This window comes from Sporosarcina jiandibaonis, assembly GCF_013184495.1.
GTDB lineage: Bacteria > Bacillota > Bacilli > Bacillales_A > Planococcaceae > Sporosarcina > Sporosarcina jiandibaonis.
Genome location: NZ_JAAOIY010000003.1, coordinates 127,526 through 147,470, shown reverse-complemented (window position 1 = coordinate 147,470; position 19,945 = coordinate 127,526). Strand labels below are relative to the sequence as shown.

Below are 19,945 nucleotides of genomic sequence, written 5' to 3'. Positions count from 1 at the left end.
TCACTCCAATACTGCTTTCAACTTCGAAATAAACTGTTCAATTTGGTACGTTTTTGTAGCGAAACTTGCTTTATTGACAATTAGTCTTGCACTGATATCGACGATTTTATCCAATACGACAAGACCGTTCTCTTTCAATGTCGTTCCGGTTTCAACAATATCGACAATCACTTCGGATAAACCGATTAGCGGGGCCAATTCGATGGAACCATTGAGTTTTATCGTTTCAACTCGAATCCCTTTTCTATCGAAAAATGCTTTCGTAATTAGTGGATACTTTGTTGCGACAGTTATAGGAGCTCCGTTTCGGATTTTTCGGGTTGGAAATCCTGCAACAACAACTTGGCATTTTCCGAAGTTAAGATCCACAAGTTCATAGACATCAGGTTGTTCTTCCATGATGGTGTCTTTTCCAATAATCCCGACATCCGCCGCACCTTTTTCAACGTATGTTGTTAAATCTGCTGTTTTCACAAAGATTAACTTAACTGTTTTTGTTTCATCGTAAATGACGAGCTTCCGGCTCTTATTGTTATAATCAGGAAAGTTCAATCCTGCTTGTTCGAGTAGTTTCATTGCCTGTTTTGACGTACGTCCAGTCGCAATGGCTAATGTTAGATAATCCACTTACATTGCTCCTTTCGCGCCGTTCAATAACTTGAGTAATTCATTTAAAGATTGGAATGAGGTTTGTTCATCCCGATATTTGAATATATTTTCTTTAGATGTGATCAGTAATTGATAAATGCTATTTTGTACATTGGATGATGCTTTTTCTACCGGATAAGATAAAACTGTATAGTTTCGCTCACGCAATTCATTGGCAATTAGAATGGATTCTTTTAAGTTTTCTTCATCGTAAAGTAACTTAATATCAATCGGTGTTCGTGGTGACACTGTATCGGTTGTTAACGCATTGAGGAGCGACTCTACTTCACAAGCGAAACCGATTGCCGGTAAATCCGCTCCGAATTCATTGCCCAAATGATTGTAGCGGCCGCCCATTAAGACAGGCTTACCAAATTTCTCGACAAACCCTTGAAATATAACGTCCGAATAATACCCCATATGATTGATAAGCCCTAAATCCAATACGATATTATTCTCTAATCCGTATAATTTAAGAATTTCATATACTTCTAACAGATAGTCTAGCGTTTCGTCCATTTTTTCCGTTTGGACTATTTTCCGTGCGCGCTCACTTACTTCCACTGGATTCCCGTATAACATCGGAATCGTAACAATCGCTTCGATAATGTCTTCAGTTATGTTGAATTGACGAAGGAAAGGTCCCAGTTCAACAATATTTTTAGCTTGAATTAAACCCTTTAACTGCTCCACATCAGCAGCATCTAAATCTATCATTCGAATAAATTCATGGAAGAAACTAGCATGGCCTATTTCGAGTTTAATATCACTGAACCCTAAGTCTTTCAATGTATGGCAAGCGAGTGCAATTACTTCCGCATCAGCTTCTGCAGAGGTTTCACAAAAATACTCCACACCTGCTTGAGTACCTTCAATACTGCCCTCTTCTAGTAATGATTGTCTGAAAACATCTTGTACGTAATAATAGCGTAAATCATTCGGTAATTCGGGATAGTTATCTGCTAATTGTTTTGTAATCGGAACCGTTATATCCGGTCTTAATACCGATACATCACCTGTTCGATCAATTATTTTTATCATTTCTCTTTTATTGATGGAGCTTTTTACTTGTGAGTAAAGATCGTATTGTTCAAACATCGGTGTTTTAATTCGTTCATAACCATATGTTTTAAATCTTTTATTGATTGTTTTAATGGTACGTTCATACTTTTGATAGTCTTTGACATTTTGGTCATTCATTCTATAATCATTATACAATCGTAATTTTCACACCTTTCCACCAATCACTTTACCACTTTACTAGAGTGAAGTTGTTTATTACTATAATATATGAAATACTGATTGTCAACACAAGGAGGAATTTTAATGTTTGATTACCATATGCATAGCCATTTTTCTGCGGACTGCACTACTTCAATGGAAGATATGGTCGTTGGTTCCATTGAAAAAGGATTGAAGGAAATTTGTTTTACTGAACATATCGATTATGAATATCCGGATGAAACTATTATTTTCGATCTCGATTTACGCGAATACAGCGAGACGATTGCGAGTTTGCAAACGAAATATGATGGACAAATTCGTTTGAAAAAAGGAATTGAAATTGGTGTACAGCCCCACTTACTACATAAATATGAGGCTTTAATGGACAATGAGTTATTTGATTTTGTCATTTGTTCGATGCATACGACCGAAAAGAAGAGTTTGCATTATGGGGAAATTTTCGAAGGACGGACAATTGAAGAAGCCTACAAAGTCTATTATGATGAACTTTTTGACTGTGTGAAAAACTTTAAAGGATTTAATGTATTAGGACACGTCGATCTAGTCAAACGCTATTCTAAAGAACAGCCGTCAGCGCATTTCCATGATGAATTGTCGGCTATCTTCAATGAAATTATTCCTGCGGGGAAAGGAATCGAAATTAATACATCGGGGGTACGCTACGGATTGCCTCATACGATGCCGAGCGAAGACGTGTTAAAACTTTATAAACAAAGCGGCGGAGAAATCATCACACTAGGTTCGGATGCACACCGCATAGGGGAAATCGCTTTTGATTTCAAAGAATCATTGGAGTTGCTGCAGTCAGTTGGATTCGATTACATTGCAACATTTGATCAGCAACAACCTACGTTTCATGCGATTGATGGGTTACTATAAAAAAAGCCGAATTCCTCCTTACTTCTAGCGAGGAATTTGGCTTTTGTATTTTTACAAACGCGCCCGATTGCGGGGTAACTGCTGCAACTGTAATAACTCACCTCTTTTTATTTGTCTTTTCCGCAGTTTTATATCCTGCTATAAACATTAACACTGTCAAGATCGCTGTTATAAGTAAATAAATTGGATATCGCCCCTTTCGCTTTTCTTGACCGTGAACACGTACCAAAATTCATGCAACAAAACGGCCCATTTGCGGAAGACTGTTCTTATTATGTTCAGTTAAGTGAATCCATTATAGAAACAGTTTATATAAAACATACCCAACTATTAATACAACAATCAGTATCCCCATGCCTTTCCAACCCAGCCCGCCTGCTAAGTCAGTTAGATTCACGCTACTTCCCCTATTTAACCCATCGTTTAATGAACCTGTTGGATTATTTTTCAATTCACTTTGTCTCAATCGTTCTCTTTTTTCTTCGGGCGTTTCTTTGTTACTTGCCAAACTATGCACCCCCTCTGAATGCGCTTCCTTAATAAAGATCATTCCCGCCATTTAATCTTTTTACTTCTTTCTCCAAATAATCAAGATGTCTATGAATTCTATATATAATTGGCAGATACGCAATTATGACAAACATTACCCATCCCATTAAAATTCCCCCCTTAACGCATAATAGATTATCTAATTAAACCTGATACTCAACTTTTATACCACTTTAATTTTCCAGAGTTATGCACTACATTTTTCATTAATCTTACCATAATAATCTTTATTCCCCTACCTTTATTTTTAATTTTCAATAAATTGAAAATGTAGCATTGCTAATTTGTACTTTTATTAAATGAAATTTATAGTTGATTGTAGTGTAGGGCGGCGACCCCCACGAAAATAGCAAGACAGCCAAGACCCCGCAGGAGCGAAGCGACGAAGCGATAGGGAAAGATTGAACTATATCTTTCCGCCCTTGGCGCTCGCCCGCAGGAAAGCGTCCGCCCGAAACGAAAATCAGTGGTATATAGAGAAAAACCAAGTACTTGAACAATGAATCCATTCAAGTACCCGGTAATATGTTTTAATCATTCAACTTTTTCTATGACTACCAGCGTAGTGCTTAAACTTAAACCACTACATACGGAAAAACCTTAATTTAAAACAGCTTCTTGAATAACTTGTTTACGAACTTGTTTTGCTGGATGTTCTTCTGAGAGTTGGTCTCTTCCAAATAAATTATTCCGGAACGTTCCATCCTCATACTCGCGGCGGACTAACCCACGCTCTTGTAGAACTGGAACAACTAGCTCTACAAAATCTTCAAATGAACCAGGCGTAATTGAATAGACAATATTAAATCCATCGATATCCGCATAGTCCATCCATTCTTCGAGCGTATCAGCAATCTGCTCTGGATCACCGATGATTAATTCTCCGAGTCCGCCAAGGGCAACTTTTTCAGCTATCTCATGGACTGTCATGCCCGCAAAACCTTGTAAAATTGAACGCATTGCATCATTTTCAATGTACTCGACTTTTTGGTTTGGATCTAGTTCATCTAAATTGATACCCGTCCAGCCGCCTACCAAGGCTAGCGCCGCTTCATGACTAATATACTGCTTATAATCTTCAAGTTTTGCTATGGCTTCTTCAAATGTCGGCGCCACAATTGGCGTAACGGTTGTAATCACCTTTACATCATCGGCTCGTCTACCCGAATCCACTATGTCTTTACGGAACTTCAAAACAATGTCTTTCGTTTTCTCGAGTGAAGGTGAGGATACAAACACTAATTCCGCATGATCGGCCGCAAACTTTCGACCTCGCGAAGACGCTCCTGCTTGGAAAATAACAGGCGTTCGCTGCGGAGAAGGCTCGCATATATGATTGCCCGGCACTTGATAGTATTTGCCATCATGATTTATATCATGGACTTTAGAAGGGTCAGTATAAATCCCTTTTTCTTTATCTACGACGACCGCATCGTCTTCCCAGCTTGCTTCCCATAATTTATAAACAACTTCCATATATTCGTCCGCTTTCTCGTAACGTTCGTCATGAGATGTTTGTTGATCGAGCCCGATATTTTTTGCAGCACTATTTAAATAAGAAGTTACGATATTCCATCCGATTCTTCCTTTCGTTAAATGGTCTAGTGTAGACATTTTTCGTGCAAACGTGTATGGATGGTCATAGGTTGTAGAGGCAGTTAATCCAAAGCCAAGATGTTTTGTGACTGATGCCATAACTGGAATCACAAAAGCCGGGTCGTTTACTGGCACTTGCATGCCATTAATGATTGCTGGATCCCTGGAATCTTTGTAGACATCGTATACGCCTAATACATCCGCCAGAAACACGCCATCGAAGCGGCCTTTTTCTAATACTTTTGCAAGATGCGTCCAGTATTCAATATCTTTGTATCCCGGTGTATTATCTTCCGGATGCCTCCATAATGCGTGTGATTGGAATCCTGCCGTGCTCATTTCAAATGCATTTAAATACATTCTTTTTTTCGTCATCGTCGCTTCCTCCTCATATTTATCTAAAGTTTCCGACTAATTGAGTTGCGCGGTGCTTTTCTGCAATCGCATTTAGCAATTCCTCTAATTGGCTTTGTAATCTGAATTCGCAATCGGTTTCTTTTATCGGATTTCCGCTACTTTCTTTATCGATTGAAGAATCTTCGAAAAAAACACCTTGCGTTGAAACACCTTTCAAATTATGAATGATAGGTTTCAATGAAAATTCAACCGCCAGCAAATGTGCGATACTTCCACCGACCATGAATGGCAAAACAGGTTTATCCCGGAATGCATTTTCCGGCAACAAATCGAGGAGCGCTTTAAGTACGCCTGTGTATGATGCCTTATATACCGGAGAACCGATAATAATTCCGTCCGCATTTTCAACTCGTTCAATAACACCTCGGATCGCCGGGCTGTTGAAGCGCGCATAGACCAAATCTTCCGGCGGCAAATCAGGAACGGCAATATAATCAACTGTAATACCTTTCTCTTGTAATATCGATTCTACATAGCGAAGAACGAGATCTGTACGCGATGGCGCCAATGGACTTCCCGAAATAATAACAATTCTACTCATCATTCAGCCTACTCTCTTTTTTTTTGTGATTCTTCATAAAATGAATATAAAAAACCCCCTTTTCGATAGAAAAGAGGGTTGAATAAATAATATTCCATTGCTCTTATCTTCCAAGGAGTCACCCTTGCTGGAATTAGCACCTTCCTGCTATGCAGAGGTTGCTGAAGCTTCAACGGGCCAGTCCCTTAGCTTCTCTTGATAAGTTTATGAAGTTGTTAGAACAATCATAATACAGTCACATTGTCATTGTCAAGGTTTTTAACATATTAAACCAATCGGAATTAATTGTTTTATTGTTTTCAATGCTAATTTGCATGAATAAGCCGAAAGAGCGTGTCCTCTTCCGGCTACTAGTTTTTATCCAAGCTTGCTATATTGATCTTCAATGGACGTAAATAAAACTGACCCCGGTTTCAAGCCTGTATATTTTTCAATTGCAAAACTTAGTCCTTCTTCTCGAATCGTTTTTTGAATCTCGACAGCATCAGGATCCTCCGCGAAATCATAACGAAATGCAGCTGCAATCGCAGATACTAAATTCTCAGGAACTTCACTAAACAAATCATAATACTGCTGCGCGGGGCTGATGAATCGATCATTCGATTGCAATTTACGTACCGGTGAACGCCCAACTCTCGTCGTCACATCAGTAATAAATGGATTAGAAAAACGGCCAATGATTTTTTGAATATAGTCGTTATGATCTTCTTCATCGAATTTATTTTTCTCTACAAGAAGTCTGCCCGTTTCTTGCAATACCTTCTCTGTAGTTGCTTTTACAGTCTCATCAGCTAATGCTTCGTGAATGATGTCTATATTTGCTTGATAGCCCAAATACGCTGCAGTCGCATGACCAGTATTCACTGTGAAAAGCTTTCTCTCAATGAACGGCTCTAAATCTTGAACAAAAGTAATTCCTTTAACAGGTGGATTCTCGCCGATAATATCGGCATCTTCCACAACCCACTCATAAAAAGGTTCTACTTTAACAAGTAACTTGTCTTCGTTTACCTCGTTTGGGACGATACGATCTACCGCTGCATTGGGAAAGCTAAAACGCTTGTCAAAGAGCGTTTTTTCTTCTTCACTTAACTGTTCATAAACTTTTTCTTTAAGAAACGCACTACCGCCAATCATGTTCTCACAAGCGATGATTGTTAATGGCGTTTCAGTATGCGTCAGACGTTGTTGAAGACCCTTAGCCAGCAGACCTGCGATATGAGGCAAGATATTCGGTCCAACCGCCGCAGTCACCAGGTCAGCCTTCTTGATAGCTTCAATCACTAGATCAGGATCCACCGCGCTATTAATGGCCCGAACATTTTTCACAATCGATTCATCCTGCGTAACATTTGCAAGTTGAACAATGTATTCCTGCTTTTCGTTTATCAAGTCGACAATTTCACTGTTCACATCGATAAAGCAAGTCTCATATCCTGATTGATACAATAAGCTACCGATAAAACCTCTTCCGATATTTCCCGCGCCGAAATGCACTGCTTGCATATTAGTTAACTCCTTCAAAGAATGAAAGAACTTCCTCTGCAGTTGAAGCACTTACGATTTTCTCAACGTTTTCTTCTTCTGAAACAACGATTGCAATGTTAGATAAAATCTCTAAGTGCTCATCGCCTTTTCCAGCAATTCCAATGATTAATTTAACGATATTCCCATCGCCAAAGTCGACACCTTCTGGGACTTGGATAATCGCAAGCCCAGAGTTCTTCACTTCTGTTTTTGCATCGTCAGTACCATGCGGAATCGCAACAGAATTCCCCATAAATGTAGAAGCCATTTCTTCGCGCTCAAGCATTTTCTCGATATATGCTGGCTCAACGTATCCTCTATCAACAAGAATCTGACCCGTAAAACGAATCGCCTCTTCTTTGTTTGTTAGCACCTTATTTAAAACGATATTTTCTGCTGATAAAATTGATAATGACATGACAAACACTCCTAGTTTTTAATTTTTTCATCTACAAATTGTTCAAACTTCGACCCTAAATAAGCATGAATCAGGGTCTCATCCTCAGATTCGAACAATTTGATACTATATTCACTTTCAATAATCAAAGTACTAATTAAACTTAGCACTTCTAATCCGGGTTCGTGATACGGATCCGGCGACAACAACAGTAATATCTGACTCACTTCAATGTCGTTTCCGTCCATCGCCTTCATTACAATAGGTTCCCGAAGCGTATGCACTGTAAACGAAGGTTTTAGCACTTGTTCATGTTTCGTATGAAATAATGCCAACTTCGTTTCTGGAATCCCTACCCCGCCCAATGCTTCCCTTGCAAACAATGCATCCGTTATCACTTCCGCATTTTTAATGATTTTTTCATTTTCCAAGCGCTCACACAAATTTCGTATACAAGTTTCTATCGGAACGACTTCTTTTTCTATCGAATGTTTAAATCCCGATAACAAATCCGCTGCGGCTTCTGTATAGAAATGAATCCGTTCCAATCGTGCTAAGACAGTATCTACGCTGGAATCATTTTCTTTTGACTCAGGTGATGCTGTTTTAATGAGCATTTTCCTCTTTACATATAATTCGATTTGATTTACTTCTTCCACCGTTAAAAATGGACTGACCATAATATATTCATATGGGAAGTCCTGTAAGTGAATGGTCGAAATCACTAAATCTCGATCCGTAATTTGAAGTTCATTGAGTTCGAAAACAGAGACGTTCCTGATTTCTTCGATCTCGCGAATCTCACGCCGGAGCTGAGTTGCCAACATTTTTGAAGTGCCGATGCCGCTAGAACAAACAACATACGCCTTCAAATTGTCTTTCCCTGTCAAACCAAGAATGGCAGAACCAAAATGCATCACTAAGAAACCTATTTCTTCATCAGGAATCTTTAAATTCGTAAATACCTTTTCGCATGCTTCCGAAACAATTTGAAATAAATCCTTATAATCTTTACGTATGCTTTGTAGCAAAGGATTGGAAATCCCCATATTTTGTTCAATCCGATATAAAGCAGGTCTCAAATGAGTAACAAGCCCTTCCAAAAGCGGGGCATTGTTCGTCAACTGATAACCTGTAATTTCTTCCACGTTTTGTATTAAACGCTTCGCTTGCATCACGACTGGGAAACTTGGAACTTCGAGTAAATTCTCTTCATTTTGACGAAGCTTAGCCCCTTGTAGATGCATCGTAATATACCCAATTTCAGCATCCGGAATTTCAATGTTGAAACGTGAAGTTAACTGGCTAATTATTTTCCGTGCAGTCTCGTATTCCGGTTCCTGTTTCAGCTGTTTTAAAAAATCTGCATTCATTTCAATTTTTTCGCCTTGCTTAATGCGCTCAATTGCCAACGCTAAATGAACAATCAGCCCGACATATGCGTTATCCGTAATTGATATGAGGGTATCATTTTTTAATTCTCGCATGACATCCTCAATAACATGCAACTTTTCTCGATTAACGAGATGCAACAGACGCTCGGAAATGGCATTCTCTTGAACAGCAAATTTCTTTTGAAGGCTGTCTTCTATCAAAGATAAAAATTCATCCTCTTTTAATGACTTGGCAATCACATAACTAATTGCCCTTCTCTTCGCTTTTTCAGGACCGCTCAACTCAACGCCATATCCTCTTTTTCTCAGGATTGATAGTTGAAAGTGTTCTAATTGTTCCTCTAATTTTATTAAATCAGCGCTTATCGTCGCAGCTGTGACGCGTAATTCATTGGCTAAAGTAAATAATTTTACGGGACCTGCTGCTTCATATAATGTGCATAGAATCAATGTTTGCCTTTCGTCTGCCATATAATCCTGTAAAGTGAGCGTCATCAGCTTTCTTTTCAAATTTTCTTTACTTTCCTCAGATCCTGTAATTTGAATACCGACGCCAGCTTTTCTAATAAGTCCGAGATCATATTCATTCAAAAGCTTTTCAATGCCTTTTAAATCACGATGAATTGTTCGGGGACTGACATCAATTTCCTCCGCCAAATCTTTAATTGTTAATTCTTCGCGTTTGTCGAGCAATATTTCCACGATCAGTTTTTCCCTGGCAGAAATAAACATTAAAAACACTCCATTATCACGCTAGATTTTAATTAATAAAACTCAGCTTACATTTCATAAGCTGAGTTTTATGGACATAATTTATTCCTGCAGCTTTTCAAGAAGTTCATCATATTTCGGGCTGTTCAAAAAGTTTTCTACCGAAATATGGTATGCAGTTGGTACTTTTTCCTGCGCACGTTCTGTTAAGTCTTTATGGGTAATAACAACTTTTGCATCCGCGGGTAAATTGTTTATCGCCATGTTTGAAACCGCGATGTCGAGGTCAGCTTTCTTCACTTTGTTTCTCAAAATGCCTGCACCCATTGCACTGGAACCCATTCCTGCGTCACAGGCAAAGATAATGCTTTTGACGTCAGAAAATGAAATTTCCTTTGTTGGTTCTTCCACAACTGGTTGTTGCATCAGATCTGCTGCGCGACTTTCTTTTCCTTTTAATGCAGATGTCTTTTCTGTCGCTTTCGCTAACTCATCATCATCTTCATCTGACTGCTTGGCACTCTTTAAAATTAGTGCAGCTATGATGAATGACACGGCTGCTGCGACAAGAACTCCCGTAATGACACCGAAATAGCCGCCTCTCGGGGTAAGTGCAAGAATCGCAAATATACTACCTGGTGATGCCGCTGCCACTAATCCCGCTCCCAATAACTGGAACGTAAATACGCCAGCTGCTCCCCCGAAAATTACTGCGATCAAGAGTAGCGGTCTCATCAAAATGTACGGGAAATAAATTTCATGAATTCCCCCAAGGAAATGAATAACACCTGCACCGGATGCAGTTTGTTTAGCCATACCTCTACCAAAAACCATATAAGCGAGTAAAATCCCAAGCCCAGGACCTGGGTTCGCTTCTAATAGAAAGAGTATTGATTTTCCAACCTGTGCGGATTGTTCAATCCCGATCGGACTTAACACACCATGGTTGATAGCGTTATTTAAGAACAATACTTTTCCTGGCTCAATAAATACACTCGCAATCGGTAATAAGTTCGCATCAACGATTACTTGAACGCCTGCTGCAAGCGATTTATTTAACGCCTCGACTAATGGACCAATTCCTTTGTAAGCGACAAGCGTCAAGGCTCCCCCAATAATTCCCGCTGAGAAGTTATTGACGAGCATTTCGAAACCTGACTTCACTTTTCCTTCAATCAATTGATCGAATTTCTTAATGGCCCATCCACCTAAAGGTCCGACAATCATCGCACCGAGGAACATTGGAATGTCTGCACCAACAATGACACCCATCGTTAATGTCGCACCGACGACTCCCCCGCGAATATCATAAACAATACGTCCACCTGTAAAACCAATTAGAATCGGTAGTAAGTAGTGCAGTATTGGTTTTACCAGTTCTGCAAAACTTGCATTCGGAATCCAACCAGTAGGTATGAATAATGCCGTGATTAGTCCCCAAGCGATAAACGCGCCTATGTTCGGCATAATCATGCCGCTAAGGAAACTTCCGAAACGTTGAATTCTTACTTTAATATCTCCATTTTGTTGCGGTTCTTTTGTCATTTTTACGTATACTCCTTCCTTAAGTTTTATGAATTAGATACAACACGAATTGTTTTATTCGACCCTTTTCAATAGTAAAGCGTTTTCACCCAATTAGCTATTGAATGAAAACGCCATTTTGTCACATCTATTGTTGCCATCATTTATATAGTAGTCTTTACTGGCAGAACAATAAATGTGATAACTATTAAACTCCACTTATATCATGCTTTACTATTTAATAATTTTTCGATTCAACGTTCTTTCCACCAACGTCCACGCCTCTTCACAAGTCGGGCTTATCAAAAAAGGTTCAAATCCGTAATTCAAGTACATATTTATCGCCTGATAACTGGTAGTTTGCGATGTCAGATATGCTTTCGAATGATGACGAGCCAAAATATTCATCGCCTCGCTCAGTAATGGTTTTGAAAGTTTTCGTCCTTGATATTCCGGCACCACGCCTACCCAGTGAATTCTGCCTAAGCCTTCACCAAAGTCTTCTAAGTTACCATGCCAGGCGGTTGTTGTTGCGATGGCTTCACCGTGCTCATCTTCTATGAAAAGACAACGTCCCGTCATTTCATCTATATATGGACCGAATTCTTTTTCGAAGCGTGCAAGCGCAGTATTCTCATCTTCAAACTCATCTACGCTAGTTTCAATCCTCGCCCAATTCTCTTCATCCCCTTTTTCAAACAACCTGATTCGAAATCCAGCAGGAAGCGAATATTGAGGAATATCCTTCATATCTTTTCTAACCATAGCAAGTCTAATTCTTTTCATATAAAAGCAACTCCCCGTCGTCAGTAACTTTTCCACAAAATATATACACATCGTAACATATCCTCTTACGCCCAAAAAAGCAATCACGCGAGGATTCTAAAATCATGGTTATATTAAGGTTTTCCTTGATAAATATTTTTGCTTGCACTTATATGCAGTTTGCTTGCACTCCGATGAGATTTCATTGCACTTGTAAGTGTTTTACTTGCAAACTTACTACATTTGCTTGCACTCAAAAAAATTTGCATGCAGGTCGGGTCCTTCTACCTAGATGAAAGCCGAAGCACAGCCGGTGAAAGTAAAGTAAAATTAATCTATACAATGAAAAAAACTTGCCGAAATAACTATCGGCAAGCATAACTCAATCAATTATGATTTTTCAACCGCTACTTGTCTCTGAACCGTACTATGCACCTCAGTGCCTAGACCCCACAACTTAATGAAACCAACTGCCGCTGATTGATCGAACTCATCAGCTGATGTGTAAGTCGCAAGTTTTTCATCGTAAAGCGAATTGGGCGATTTTCTTCCTTCAACAACCGCCTGCCCTTTGAAAAGTTTCACACGTGCAGTACCATTCACATATTGCTGCGTGTCTTTTATAAACGCTTCAAGTGCATTTCGAAGTGGCGAAAACCATAAACCGTTATACACTAACTGAGTTAATTTCTGCGAAACAATCGGTTTAAAATGCGCAACATCTTTAACAAGTGTGATATCTTCGATTTCTTTATGCGCTTTTAATAGCGTAATCGCTCCTGGACACTCATAAATCTCACGTGATTTTATGCCGACAAGACGGTTTTCAACATGATCGATTCTGCCGATTCCATGCTTTCCAGCAAGATCATTTAAATGAAGAATCAAATCACTTAATGAGTACTCGACACCATCTACACTAACCGGTGTACCATTTTTGAATTCAATCTCAATAATATCCGGTGTATCAGGAGCATCTTCGACAGCAACCGTGAGTTCATACGCATCTTCCGGAGCAGTTGCCCATGGATCTTCTAAAATACCGCATTCGTTAGCGCGACCCCATAAATTTTTATCGACAGAATAAGGACTATCAAGATCGATTGGAATCGGGATGTTTTTTTCTTTTGCATACTCAATTTCTTCTTCACGCGACCAACCCCACTCACGAACTGGAGCAATTACCTCAAGCGACGGATTTAATGCTTTAATGGAAACCTCGAAACGAACTTGGTCATTCCCTTTACCGGTGCAGCCGTGCGCCACTGCCGTTGCATTTTCATGTTCCGCGATTTCAACAAGTTTTTTTGAAATGAGCGGACGAGACAATGCGGAAACAAGCGGGTATTTATCTTCATAATACGCTTGAGCTTGCAGCGCAAGAAGTGCATAATCTTGTGCAAACTCTTCTTTAGCGTCAACAATATAACTGCTCACAGCACCGACTCGAATCGCTTTTTCTTTAATTTCCGTCAAGTCTTTCCCTTCCCCGACATCCAAACAAACAGCGACGACATCATATCCTTCTTCCGTCAACCACGCAACAGCTACAGATGTATCTAAACCGCCAGAATAGGCAAGAACTACTTTTTTATTAGTCATAATGAATTTCCCCTTTCAATGACTGTTGTATATTTATTCATAAGTTAGTATCTTTATAATAACATAGTTTATTCGATTTTCAATGATTTTGTGCAATAAATTTTAAGTTTTTTATTGATAAAATAAAAAACACTAGACATTCGCGCCAACATTAAAAGTTGACACATTGTCTAGTGTTCAAAAAATATATTCAGTTATCGAATTCCATGGGCTATCATTGCATCTGCAACTTTTAAAAACCCTGCGATATTGGCACCGACGATTAAATTGCCCGGATGACCATATTCCTTAGATGCACTTAAGCAGCTTTGGAAGATTTCATGCATCACTTGTTTGAGTTTTTCATCGACTTCGTCAAATGTCCAATTGAGACGCATGCTGTTTTGTGACATTTCCATTGCCGATACGGCTACACCGCCGGCATTCGCGGCTTTTGCCGGTGCAAATAAGATGCCATTTTCCACGAATAAATCAATCGCTTCTTTTGTGCATGGCATATTAGCGCCTTCCGCAATCGCCTTAACATTATTATTGACAAGTTTATGAGCTGCGGCCTCGTCGATTTCATTTTGCGTTGCACAAGGCAAAGCAATATCACAATTAATAGACCAGATTCCCGTACATTCATCAAAGTATTTGGCACTGGAATGGAATTTTTTATATTCTTTAATCCGCTTATTTCCCTCTTCTTTTAACAGTTTCACCGTTTCGACGTTTATACCGTTCTCGTCATAGATATAGCCGCTGGAATCGCTGCATGCAACAACTTTCGCTCCAAGTTCAATCGCTTTTTCCATTGCGTAAATTGAGACATTTCCGGATCCGGATACGATGACTCGGCTTCCCTTAAAACTTAAATCATTCACTCTCAACATTTCTTCAGCAAAGTAAATCGTACCGTAGCCAGTCGCTTCTTTTCTACCCAAGCTACCGCCGTAATTCGGGTCTTTCCCCGTAAATACGCCAGCCTTATGGCCTCCATGCAAACGGTTATACTGTCCGGACATATACTCGACTTCTCGTCGACCGACGCCGATATCTCCAGCTGGCACATCTAGATCAGGACCAATATACTTGCTCAACTCGGTCATGAAACTTTGAACAAAACGCATAATTTCACGTTCAGATTTGTTCTTCGGATCAAAATCAGATCCCCCTTTACCAGCTCCGATCGGTTGGCCAGTAAGGGAGTTTTTAAATATTTGTTCGAATGCTAAGAATTTCATGATACTTGTATTGACGGATGGGTGAAATCTGATTCCACCTTTATAAGGCCCTAGGTCACTATTAAATTGAACACGATAACCGCGATTGACATGGACCTTGCCTTGGTCGTCTTCCCAAGCAACTCGAAATGTGATAATTCGATCTGGCTCTGTAATCCTTTCTAAAATTCCATCACGAATATAATGCGGATTTTTTGAAAAGACAGGACGTAATGAATCAAATATTTCTCGGGTTGCTTGTAAAAATTCTACTTCCCCCGGATTTCGCTTTTTTATCAAAGAATAAACTTCATGGACGTAATCATTTGCAAGTTTTTTTGGATCTTCATAAGTTTCATTTAAATTCGACAAAACATCATCAGTCCTTCCTTAAATTCAAACTACGCAATAAGACCGCTTTCGTAGGCTTTAATAAAATTCAGCGGTTGCTAGTTAATAAATGCATACAGCCCCCTGCTACTGCTGAAATGACGGGCTTTCGCTGAAAAATGTTAAATTACACGAATTTAGTATATTTCTTTATAATACAAGTAAAGTCAGATAGATTCAACATGAATAGTTGAAAAAATAAATCAATATTGTGTACATTCCCAAATAAAACTCTTTATTTTATATATAATAAGGAGTATCATTGCAGTATTCAGATAACGTGAGCTATCGGGATAAAGCTTTCAAATCTAGCAAAAGGAAGAAGGAGATTACAATGAAACCAATGAAAATGATACGAACAATCGTGAGTGCAAATTTCTTGTTGTTATTTGTCTTTGCTTTTCTTCCCGTTCTTATGATAAAACCGGATATTGAAGTTATGCAAACCGTCTTAGAATTTATTAATAAAGACTAAATTCATTTGAAAAAGGCCTCTCCGTGTGAAAGGCCTTTTCTTTATTTTTCCAGTATCGGAAAAAGTTCTTCCAAGTTCTTGATTTCATATGTCGGCTTGATTTCCTTGTGTGGTTCATTGTTATCTCGGTTAATCCAAACAGATGGAATTCCGACGTAGGATGCGCCTAAAATATCGGTCATCAAGTTATCGCCGATCATCAATGCTTCGCTTGGATTCAGATCGCAAAGTTTCAGTGCGTGATCAAAGATTGTTCGATTCGGCTTACCTACGCCAAATCCACCGGAAATAATGATATGTTCGAAATACGGCGCAATTTCTGGTGTTATTTCAAGTTTTGTATTTTGTAAACTTGGAGATCCATTTGTGATTAACACTAGCTGATACTCTTTTTTCAACTCATCAAGAACTCGAAATGTTTCCTCATAAACGAAAGGACTCTTCTTGCGTTCTTCAACAAACAGTTCAGCGAGCTCACTACCTAATTCAGCATCTTCAATCCCCAAACGACTTAGACCTCGCGTCCATGCATCACGTCGATATGCAGGAACGATTTCTTTCATCTTCTGAAAGTTATCCGTTTCATCATCAAACGTCCCCCACAGACCTTCAAATGGGTTTATTCCAATCATTTTTGTGAATTCATATGTTTCATACGTTTCGTAAAGCCCTCTCGCTTCTTCTCGAACGGCTTCTTCTAGTTTTCCTGGATCTACATCATAGCTTTCGGTTGCCGCCTCGCAAGTCTTTTGAAAAGCTGTCGCAACACTTTTCTTATCCCATAATAATGTATCGTCCAAATCAAAAAATAATGCTTTAATCATTGTTATCCCCAATCCATAAAGAATCGCTCCTAGTTAGACTAGGAGCGTTGTTTCAAGTTATTTTCTATTGAAAAAATCTGTAACTGCACCGATTGATGCACAAGAAACATTATGGGCGTATTTCCCTAAAATGCCACGTGTGTGCAATGGCGGTGCAACCCAATCTTTTCTGCGTTGTTCGAATTCTTTCTCTGAAACATCAACTTTGATTTCTTGCTTTACAGCGTCAATCGTAATTATATCATCATTTTGGATGAAAGCAATTGGCCCGCCGTCTTGTGCTTCCGGAGAGATATGTCCGACGACTAATCCATGCGTCCCGCCGGAAAATCTTCCGTCTGTTAAGAGCGCAACTTTTTCGCCCAATCCTTTACCGACTAGGATTCCAGAGATTGATAGCATCTCCGGCATTCCTGGTCCGCCTTTCGGACCGACATGTCGAATAACTAAGACGTCGCCTTCTTTAACTTCGTTTTCCATTACCGCGTTCGTTGCCTCTTCTTCCGTATCAAACACACGGGCAGGTCCCGTATGCTTTTTAACAGAAACGCCTGACATTTTTGCGACTGCTCCATTTGGCGATAGATTCCCTTTTAGTATAACTAACGGGCCTTCTTTGCTGAGCGCTTTATCGAAAGGCATGATAATCTTCTGGCCTTCGGCTAAATCAGGTGCCTCTTGAAGGTTTTCAGCTACAGTTTTACCCGTTACCGTCAGACAATCTCCATGCAGATAACCAGCTTCTAGAAGCATTTTCATAACGGCTTGTACCCCGCCAATTCGGTGTAAATCTTCCATTACATACTTCCCGCTCGGTCTTAAATCCGCGAGATGCGGCGTTTTCTTCTGGATGCGGTCAAAATCATCGATGGTAAGATCAACATCGATTGCATGTGCCATCGCAAGTAAGTGGAGGACAGCGTTTGTTGATCCGCCAAGCACCATAACAACCGTAATCGCATTTTCGAAAGCTTCTTTTGTCATGATATCTTTTGGATAAATTCCTTTTTCCATTAAATTATAGAGTGCATGACCAGCTTCTTCACAATCTGCTAGTTTATCCCCCGAAACGGCTGGGTTCGATGCACTTCCCGGTAAACTCATGCCGAGTGCTTCGATGGCCGATGACATCGTGTTCGCAGTATACATACCGCCGCAAGAACCTGCGCCAGGGCATGCATGACATTCGATTTTCCTTAGTTCGTCTTCATCGATTTGTCCGCTATTTAATTGACCGACACCTTCAAATACTGAAACCAGGTCGATACTTTCTCCGTGGAGTTTTCCTGCGGCAATCGTTCCTCCATAAACAAATATAGCCGGAACTTCTGAGTTTGCAATCGCAATCATACAACCAGGCATGTTTTTATCGCAGCCTCCGATTGCAACAAGTCCATCTAAGTTTTCCCCGCCAACAACAGTTTCAATAGAATCGGCAATTACATCCCGGCTTGGCAAAGAATAGCGCATTCCTTCTGTACCCATTGAAATTCCATCCGCGATTGTAATTGTATTAAAGATCATCGGGACTGCTCCGGCTTCTCTTGCGCCTTTTTTGGCAGCTATCGCCAACTTATCAATATGTATGTTACATGGGGTTACTTCACTCCAGGTACTTGCAATCCCGACCATCGGCTTTTCAAAGTCTTCATCCGTGACACCAACAGCACGTAACATCGCACGGTTTGGCGCTCTTTTTGTACCTTCACTAAAAACTTTACTATGAATTCTCATATCTTTTTTCACTCTATTTCCACCTCTTTCATTGTTTTATTATACGACATCTTTTTTATAGTTCAATGTTTTCCCACTAATTAATATAAAAATAATAATCCCCCGCTACTAGAATGCGAGGGATTACTCTATTGTTAATAATCATCTTTTTCGAATCGTGAAATTATCTTTTAACAGGAGCCAATTTTGCGGGAAAGCTAAACCAAGCTTCCAATACATAATGCCTCGAAGGTTATACTGCTTGATTAAATCAAACTTGGCTTGGATGCTTCGCGCGTCTTCAAACCACACTTCATGATAGACGCCAGCATCATCATAGTAATTGAAATTTGGTGCTTGTGCTACATAATCATATTGAATCGCCACATTTTCTCGTAGCGCAATTGCTATGGCCTGTTGAGGACTTACTGCTCTCGCCGGCGCGCCGCCTTGTGTCGGGAATGGTGCTGACCAGTCATATCCATATAGGTTTTGTCCTATCATAACTTTATTGCTCGGGATAATGCTCGTTGCATATTCTACAACCCTTCGAACCGGAATAATTGGGCTAACTGCTTGTGGTTCACTGTACGTATATCCCCATTCGTACGTCATAAGTGCAACAAAGTCCATTAAAGCGCCATGTGCCGCATAATCATGTGCACCGTATATGCCTGTTAGCACATTACTCGCTTTCGGAGCAACTGCTGATGATACTGTCAAACCAGCCATATGCAACCGATTTCTGGCCCGACTGAGAAAATTATTATAGAGTTGCCTGTCAGCTGGAAAGAGTAGTTCAAAATCAAAGTGAATATCTTTGTACCCGACATCATTTGCAATTTGAATGATATTTCCAAATAACTGATTCTGTGCAGCTAAATCCGTAAAAATAGCGCGTGCAAGTGTAGGTTCAAATCGATAATTTTCCAAGTTGCTAATAACCATTGCATTTGCCACGCCATTAGAACTTGCGATTTGTGGTATATTATCTATTGTTGGCGCTTGTAACGAACCATTTCGCAATACTTGATAACTAAACATCGCAAGATAAGTTAAATAGGTTCCACCCGTTTTATCACGCACTTCAGTAATCATCGCTTCCGTAACCGGCGTGCGTGGTTCTACATAAAGCATCGTATCGATTAACGGTTTCGTTTTTTGAGGAATTTGAAGCCTTTGTCCAATTTGCAATGTCGTGTTAGTTGCTAAACTGTTGGCATTCGCAAGCGCAGCAACTGTGGTGCCATATCGGTTTGCAATTCTAAATAGTGATTCGCCTGGTTGTACAATATGAAAACTCCCCTCAACGGGAATGACTAATGCCTGCCCTACTACAAGTCTAGATGGATCCGGTATTTCATTTGCTGTTGCAATTTCTTCAACCGAAATGCCATACGTCCTGCCAATCGCATATAAACTTTCCCCTCGTTGAACAACGTGAATTTGCATTCGCTCATCTACCTTTCTTTCAAAAAATACCCTCTCCCTAAAAGTTTATTGATGTGACAAGCTCAATATGCATACAATTAATAAGCCATTG

Annotated in this window: 17 protein-coding genes and 1 riboswitch; of the genes, 2 read left to right on the top strand and 15 right to left on the bottom strand. The window is 39.7% G+C overall.

Features of this window, described 5'->3' with window-relative positions; translation table 11 throughout:
• Nucleotides 1–627: an ATP phosphoribosyltransferase gene (gene hisG / locus G8782_RS10445; RefSeq protein WP_172370902.1), complete on the bottom strand. Its 627-nt coding sequence runs from the start codon at nucleotides 625–627 to the stop codon at nucleotides 1–3.
• Complete coding sequence (hisZ, locus tag G8782_RS10440; RefSeq protein WP_172370901.1) at nucleotides 628–1,866, bottom strand: ATP phosphoribosyltransferase regulatory subunit; 1,239 nt, start codon at nucleotides 1,864–1,866, stop codon at nucleotides 628–630.
• Between the two features lie 108 nt (nucleotides 1,867–1,974).
• On the opposite strand from hisZ, the gene G8782_RS10435 reads away from it, so the two are divergent.
• A complete protein-coding gene (locus G8782_RS10435; protein WP_172370900.1) occupies nucleotides 1,975–2,772 on the top strand; it encodes a histidinol-phosphatase HisJ family protein in 798 nt (265 codons plus the stop codon).
• A gap of 295 nt (nucleotides 2,773–3,067) precedes the next feature.
• Here the strand turns inward: G8782_RS10435 and G8782_RS10430 are convergent, their stop codons facing one another.
• The 10 genes from G8782_RS10430 to gdhA form a co-directional block, all read right to left on the bottom strand.
• Complete coding sequence (locus tag G8782_RS10430) at nucleotides 3,068–3,280, bottom strand: DUF6366 family protein (RefSeq protein ID WP_246231634.1); 213 nt, start codon at nucleotides 3,278–3,280, stop codon at nucleotides 3,068–3,070.
• Nucleotides 3,281–3,921: 641 nt separating this feature from the next.
• Nucleotides 3,922–5,292 (bottom strand): LLM class flavin-dependent oxidoreductase, encoded by a 1,371-nt coding sequence (locus G8782_RS10425; RefSeq protein WP_172370898.1) that lies wholly within the window; start codon nucleotides 5,290–5,292, stop codon nucleotides 3,922–3,924.
• A 19-nt stretch (nucleotides 5,293–5,311) separates the two neighbouring features.
• Nucleotides 5,312–5,878, bottom strand: coding sequence for an NADPH-dependent FMN reductase (gene ssuE / locus G8782_RS10420; RefSeq protein ID WP_246231633.1), 567 nt, complete (start codon nucleotides 5,876–5,878; stop codon nucleotides 5,312–5,314).
• 97 nt (nucleotides 5,879–5,975) lie between these two features.
• Nucleotides 5,976–6,080: riboswitch (SAM riboswitch) on the bottom strand.
• Between the two features lie 152 nt (nucleotides 6,081–6,232).
• Nucleotides 6,233–7,381 (bottom strand): mannitol-1-phosphate 5-dehydrogenase, encoded by a 1,149-nt coding sequence (locus G8782_RS10415; RefSeq protein WP_172370897.1) that lies wholly within the window; start codon nucleotides 7,379–7,381, stop codon nucleotides 6,233–6,235.
• A 1-nt stretch (nucleotide 7,382) separates the two neighbouring features.
• Nucleotides 7,383–7,820 (bottom strand): PTS mannitol transporter subunit IIA, encoded by a 438-nt coding sequence (locus G8782_RS10410; RefSeq protein ID WP_172370896.1) that lies wholly within the window; start codon nucleotides 7,818–7,820, stop codon nucleotides 7,383–7,385.
• 11 nt (nucleotides 7,821–7,831) lie between these two features.
• Nucleotides 7,832–9,925, bottom strand: coding sequence for a BglG family transcription antiterminator (locus G8782_RS10405; RefSeq protein ID WP_172370895.1), 2,094 nt, complete (start codon nucleotides 9,923–9,925; stop codon nucleotides 7,832–7,834).
• A gap of 81 nt (nucleotides 9,926–10,006) precedes the next feature.
• Complete coding sequence (locus G8782_RS10400; protein WP_172370894.1) at nucleotides 10,007–11,449, bottom strand: PTS mannitol transporter subunit IIBC; 1,443 nt, start codon at nucleotides 11,447–11,449, stop codon at nucleotides 10,007–10,009.
• A gap of 213 nt (nucleotides 11,450–11,662) precedes the next feature.
• Entirely contained in the window at nucleotides 11,663–12,214 is a 552-nt protein-coding gene (locus tag G8782_RS10395) for a GNAT family N-acetyltransferase (protein ID WP_172370893.1), read from the bottom strand.
• A 369-nt stretch (nucleotides 12,215–12,583) separates the two neighbouring features.
• Nucleotides 12,584–13,795 (bottom strand): argininosuccinate synthase, encoded by a 1,212-nt coding sequence (locus G8782_RS10390; RefSeq protein WP_172370892.1) that lies wholly within the window; start codon nucleotides 13,793–13,795, stop codon nucleotides 12,584–12,586.
• Nucleotides 13,796–13,989: 194 nt separating this feature from the next.
• Complete coding sequence (gdhA, locus tag G8782_RS10385) at nucleotides 13,990–15,372, bottom strand: NADP-specific glutamate dehydrogenase (RefSeq protein ID WP_172370891.1); 1,383 nt, start codon at nucleotides 15,370–15,372, stop codon at nucleotides 13,990–13,992.
• A 352-nt stretch (nucleotides 15,373–15,724) separates the two neighbouring features.
• Between gdhA and G8782_RS10380 the strand changes: the two genes are divergently transcribed.
• A complete protein-coding gene (locus tag G8782_RS10380; RefSeq protein WP_172370890.1) occupies nucleotides 15,725–15,865 on the top strand; it encodes a hypothetical protein in 141 nt (46 codons plus the stop codon).
• Between the two features lie 41 nt (nucleotides 15,866–15,906).
• Here the strand turns inward: G8782_RS10380 and G8782_RS10375 are convergent, their stop codons facing one another.
• From G8782_RS10375 to G8782_RS10365, 3 genes are all read right to left on the bottom strand, one after another.
• A complete protein-coding gene (locus G8782_RS10375; RefSeq protein ID WP_172370889.1) occupies nucleotides 15,907–16,689 on the bottom strand; it encodes an HAD family hydrolase in 783 nt (260 codons plus the stop codon).
• Nucleotides 16,690–16,746: 57 nt separating this feature from the next.
• Nucleotides 16,747–18,435, bottom strand: coding sequence for a dihydroxy-acid dehydratase (ilvD, locus tag G8782_RS10370; protein WP_172370888.1), 1,689 nt, complete (start codon nucleotides 18,433–18,435; stop codon nucleotides 16,747–16,749).
• A 129-nt stretch (nucleotides 18,436–18,564) separates the two neighbouring features.
• Nucleotides 18,565–19,854, bottom strand: coding sequence for a LysM peptidoglycan-binding domain-containing protein (locus G8782_RS10365; protein ID WP_172370887.1), 1,290 nt, complete (start codon nucleotides 19,852–19,854; stop codon nucleotides 18,565–18,567).
• Nucleotides 19,855–19,945: the final 91 nt, after the last annotated feature.

What these genes read in the sequence shown, in the direction of transcription:
- G8782_RS10435 (WP_172370900.1), top strand. Translation starts at nt 1,975, where the DNA reads ATGTTTGATTACCATATGCATAGCCATTTTTCTGCGGACTGCACTACT.
- G8782_RS10425 (WP_172370898.1), bottom strand. Translation starts at nt 5,292, where the DNA reads ATGACGAAAAAAAGAATGTATTTAAATGCATTTGAAATGAGCACGGCA.
- ssuE (WP_246231633.1), bottom strand. Translation starts at nt 5,878, where the DNA reads ATGATGAGTAGAATTGTTATTATTTCGGGAAGTCCATTGGCGCCATCG.
- G8782_RS10415 (WP_172370897.1), bottom strand. Translation starts at nt 7,381, where the DNA reads ATGCAAGCAGTGCATTTCGGCGCGGGAAATATCGGAAGAGGTTTTATC.
- G8782_RS10410 (WP_172370896.1), bottom strand. Translation starts at nt 7,820, where the DNA reads ATGTCATTATCAATTTTATCAGCAGAAAATATCGTTTTAAATAAGGTG.
- G8782_RS10405 (WP_172370895.1), bottom strand. Translation starts at nt 9,925, where the DNA reads ATGTTTATTTCTGCCAGGGAAAAACTGATCGTGGAAATATTGCTCGAC.
- G8782_RS10400 (WP_172370894.1), bottom strand. Translation starts at nt 11,449, where the DNA reads ATGACAAAAGAACCGCAACAAAATGGAGATATTAAAGTAAGAATTCAA.
- G8782_RS10395 (WP_172370893.1), bottom strand. Translation starts at nt 12,214, where the DNA reads ATGAAAAGAATTAGACTTGCTATGGTTAGAAAAGATATGAAGGATATT.
- G8782_RS10390 (WP_172370892.1), bottom strand. Translation starts at nt 13,795, where the DNA reads ATGACTAATAAAAAAGTAGTTCTTGCCTATTCTGGCGGTTTAGATACA.
- G8782_RS10380 (WP_172370890.1), top strand. Translation starts at nt 15,725, where the DNA reads ATGAAACCAATGAAAATGATACGAACAATCGTGAGTGCAAATTTCTTG.
- G8782_RS10375 (WP_172370889.1), bottom strand. Translation starts at nt 16,689, where the DNA reads ATGATTAAAGCATTATTTTTTGATTTGGACGATACATTATTATGGGAT.
- G8782_RS10365 (WP_172370887.1), bottom strand. Translation starts at nt 19,854, where the DNA reads ATGCAAATTCACGTTGTTCAACGAGGGGAAAGTTTATATGCGATTGGC.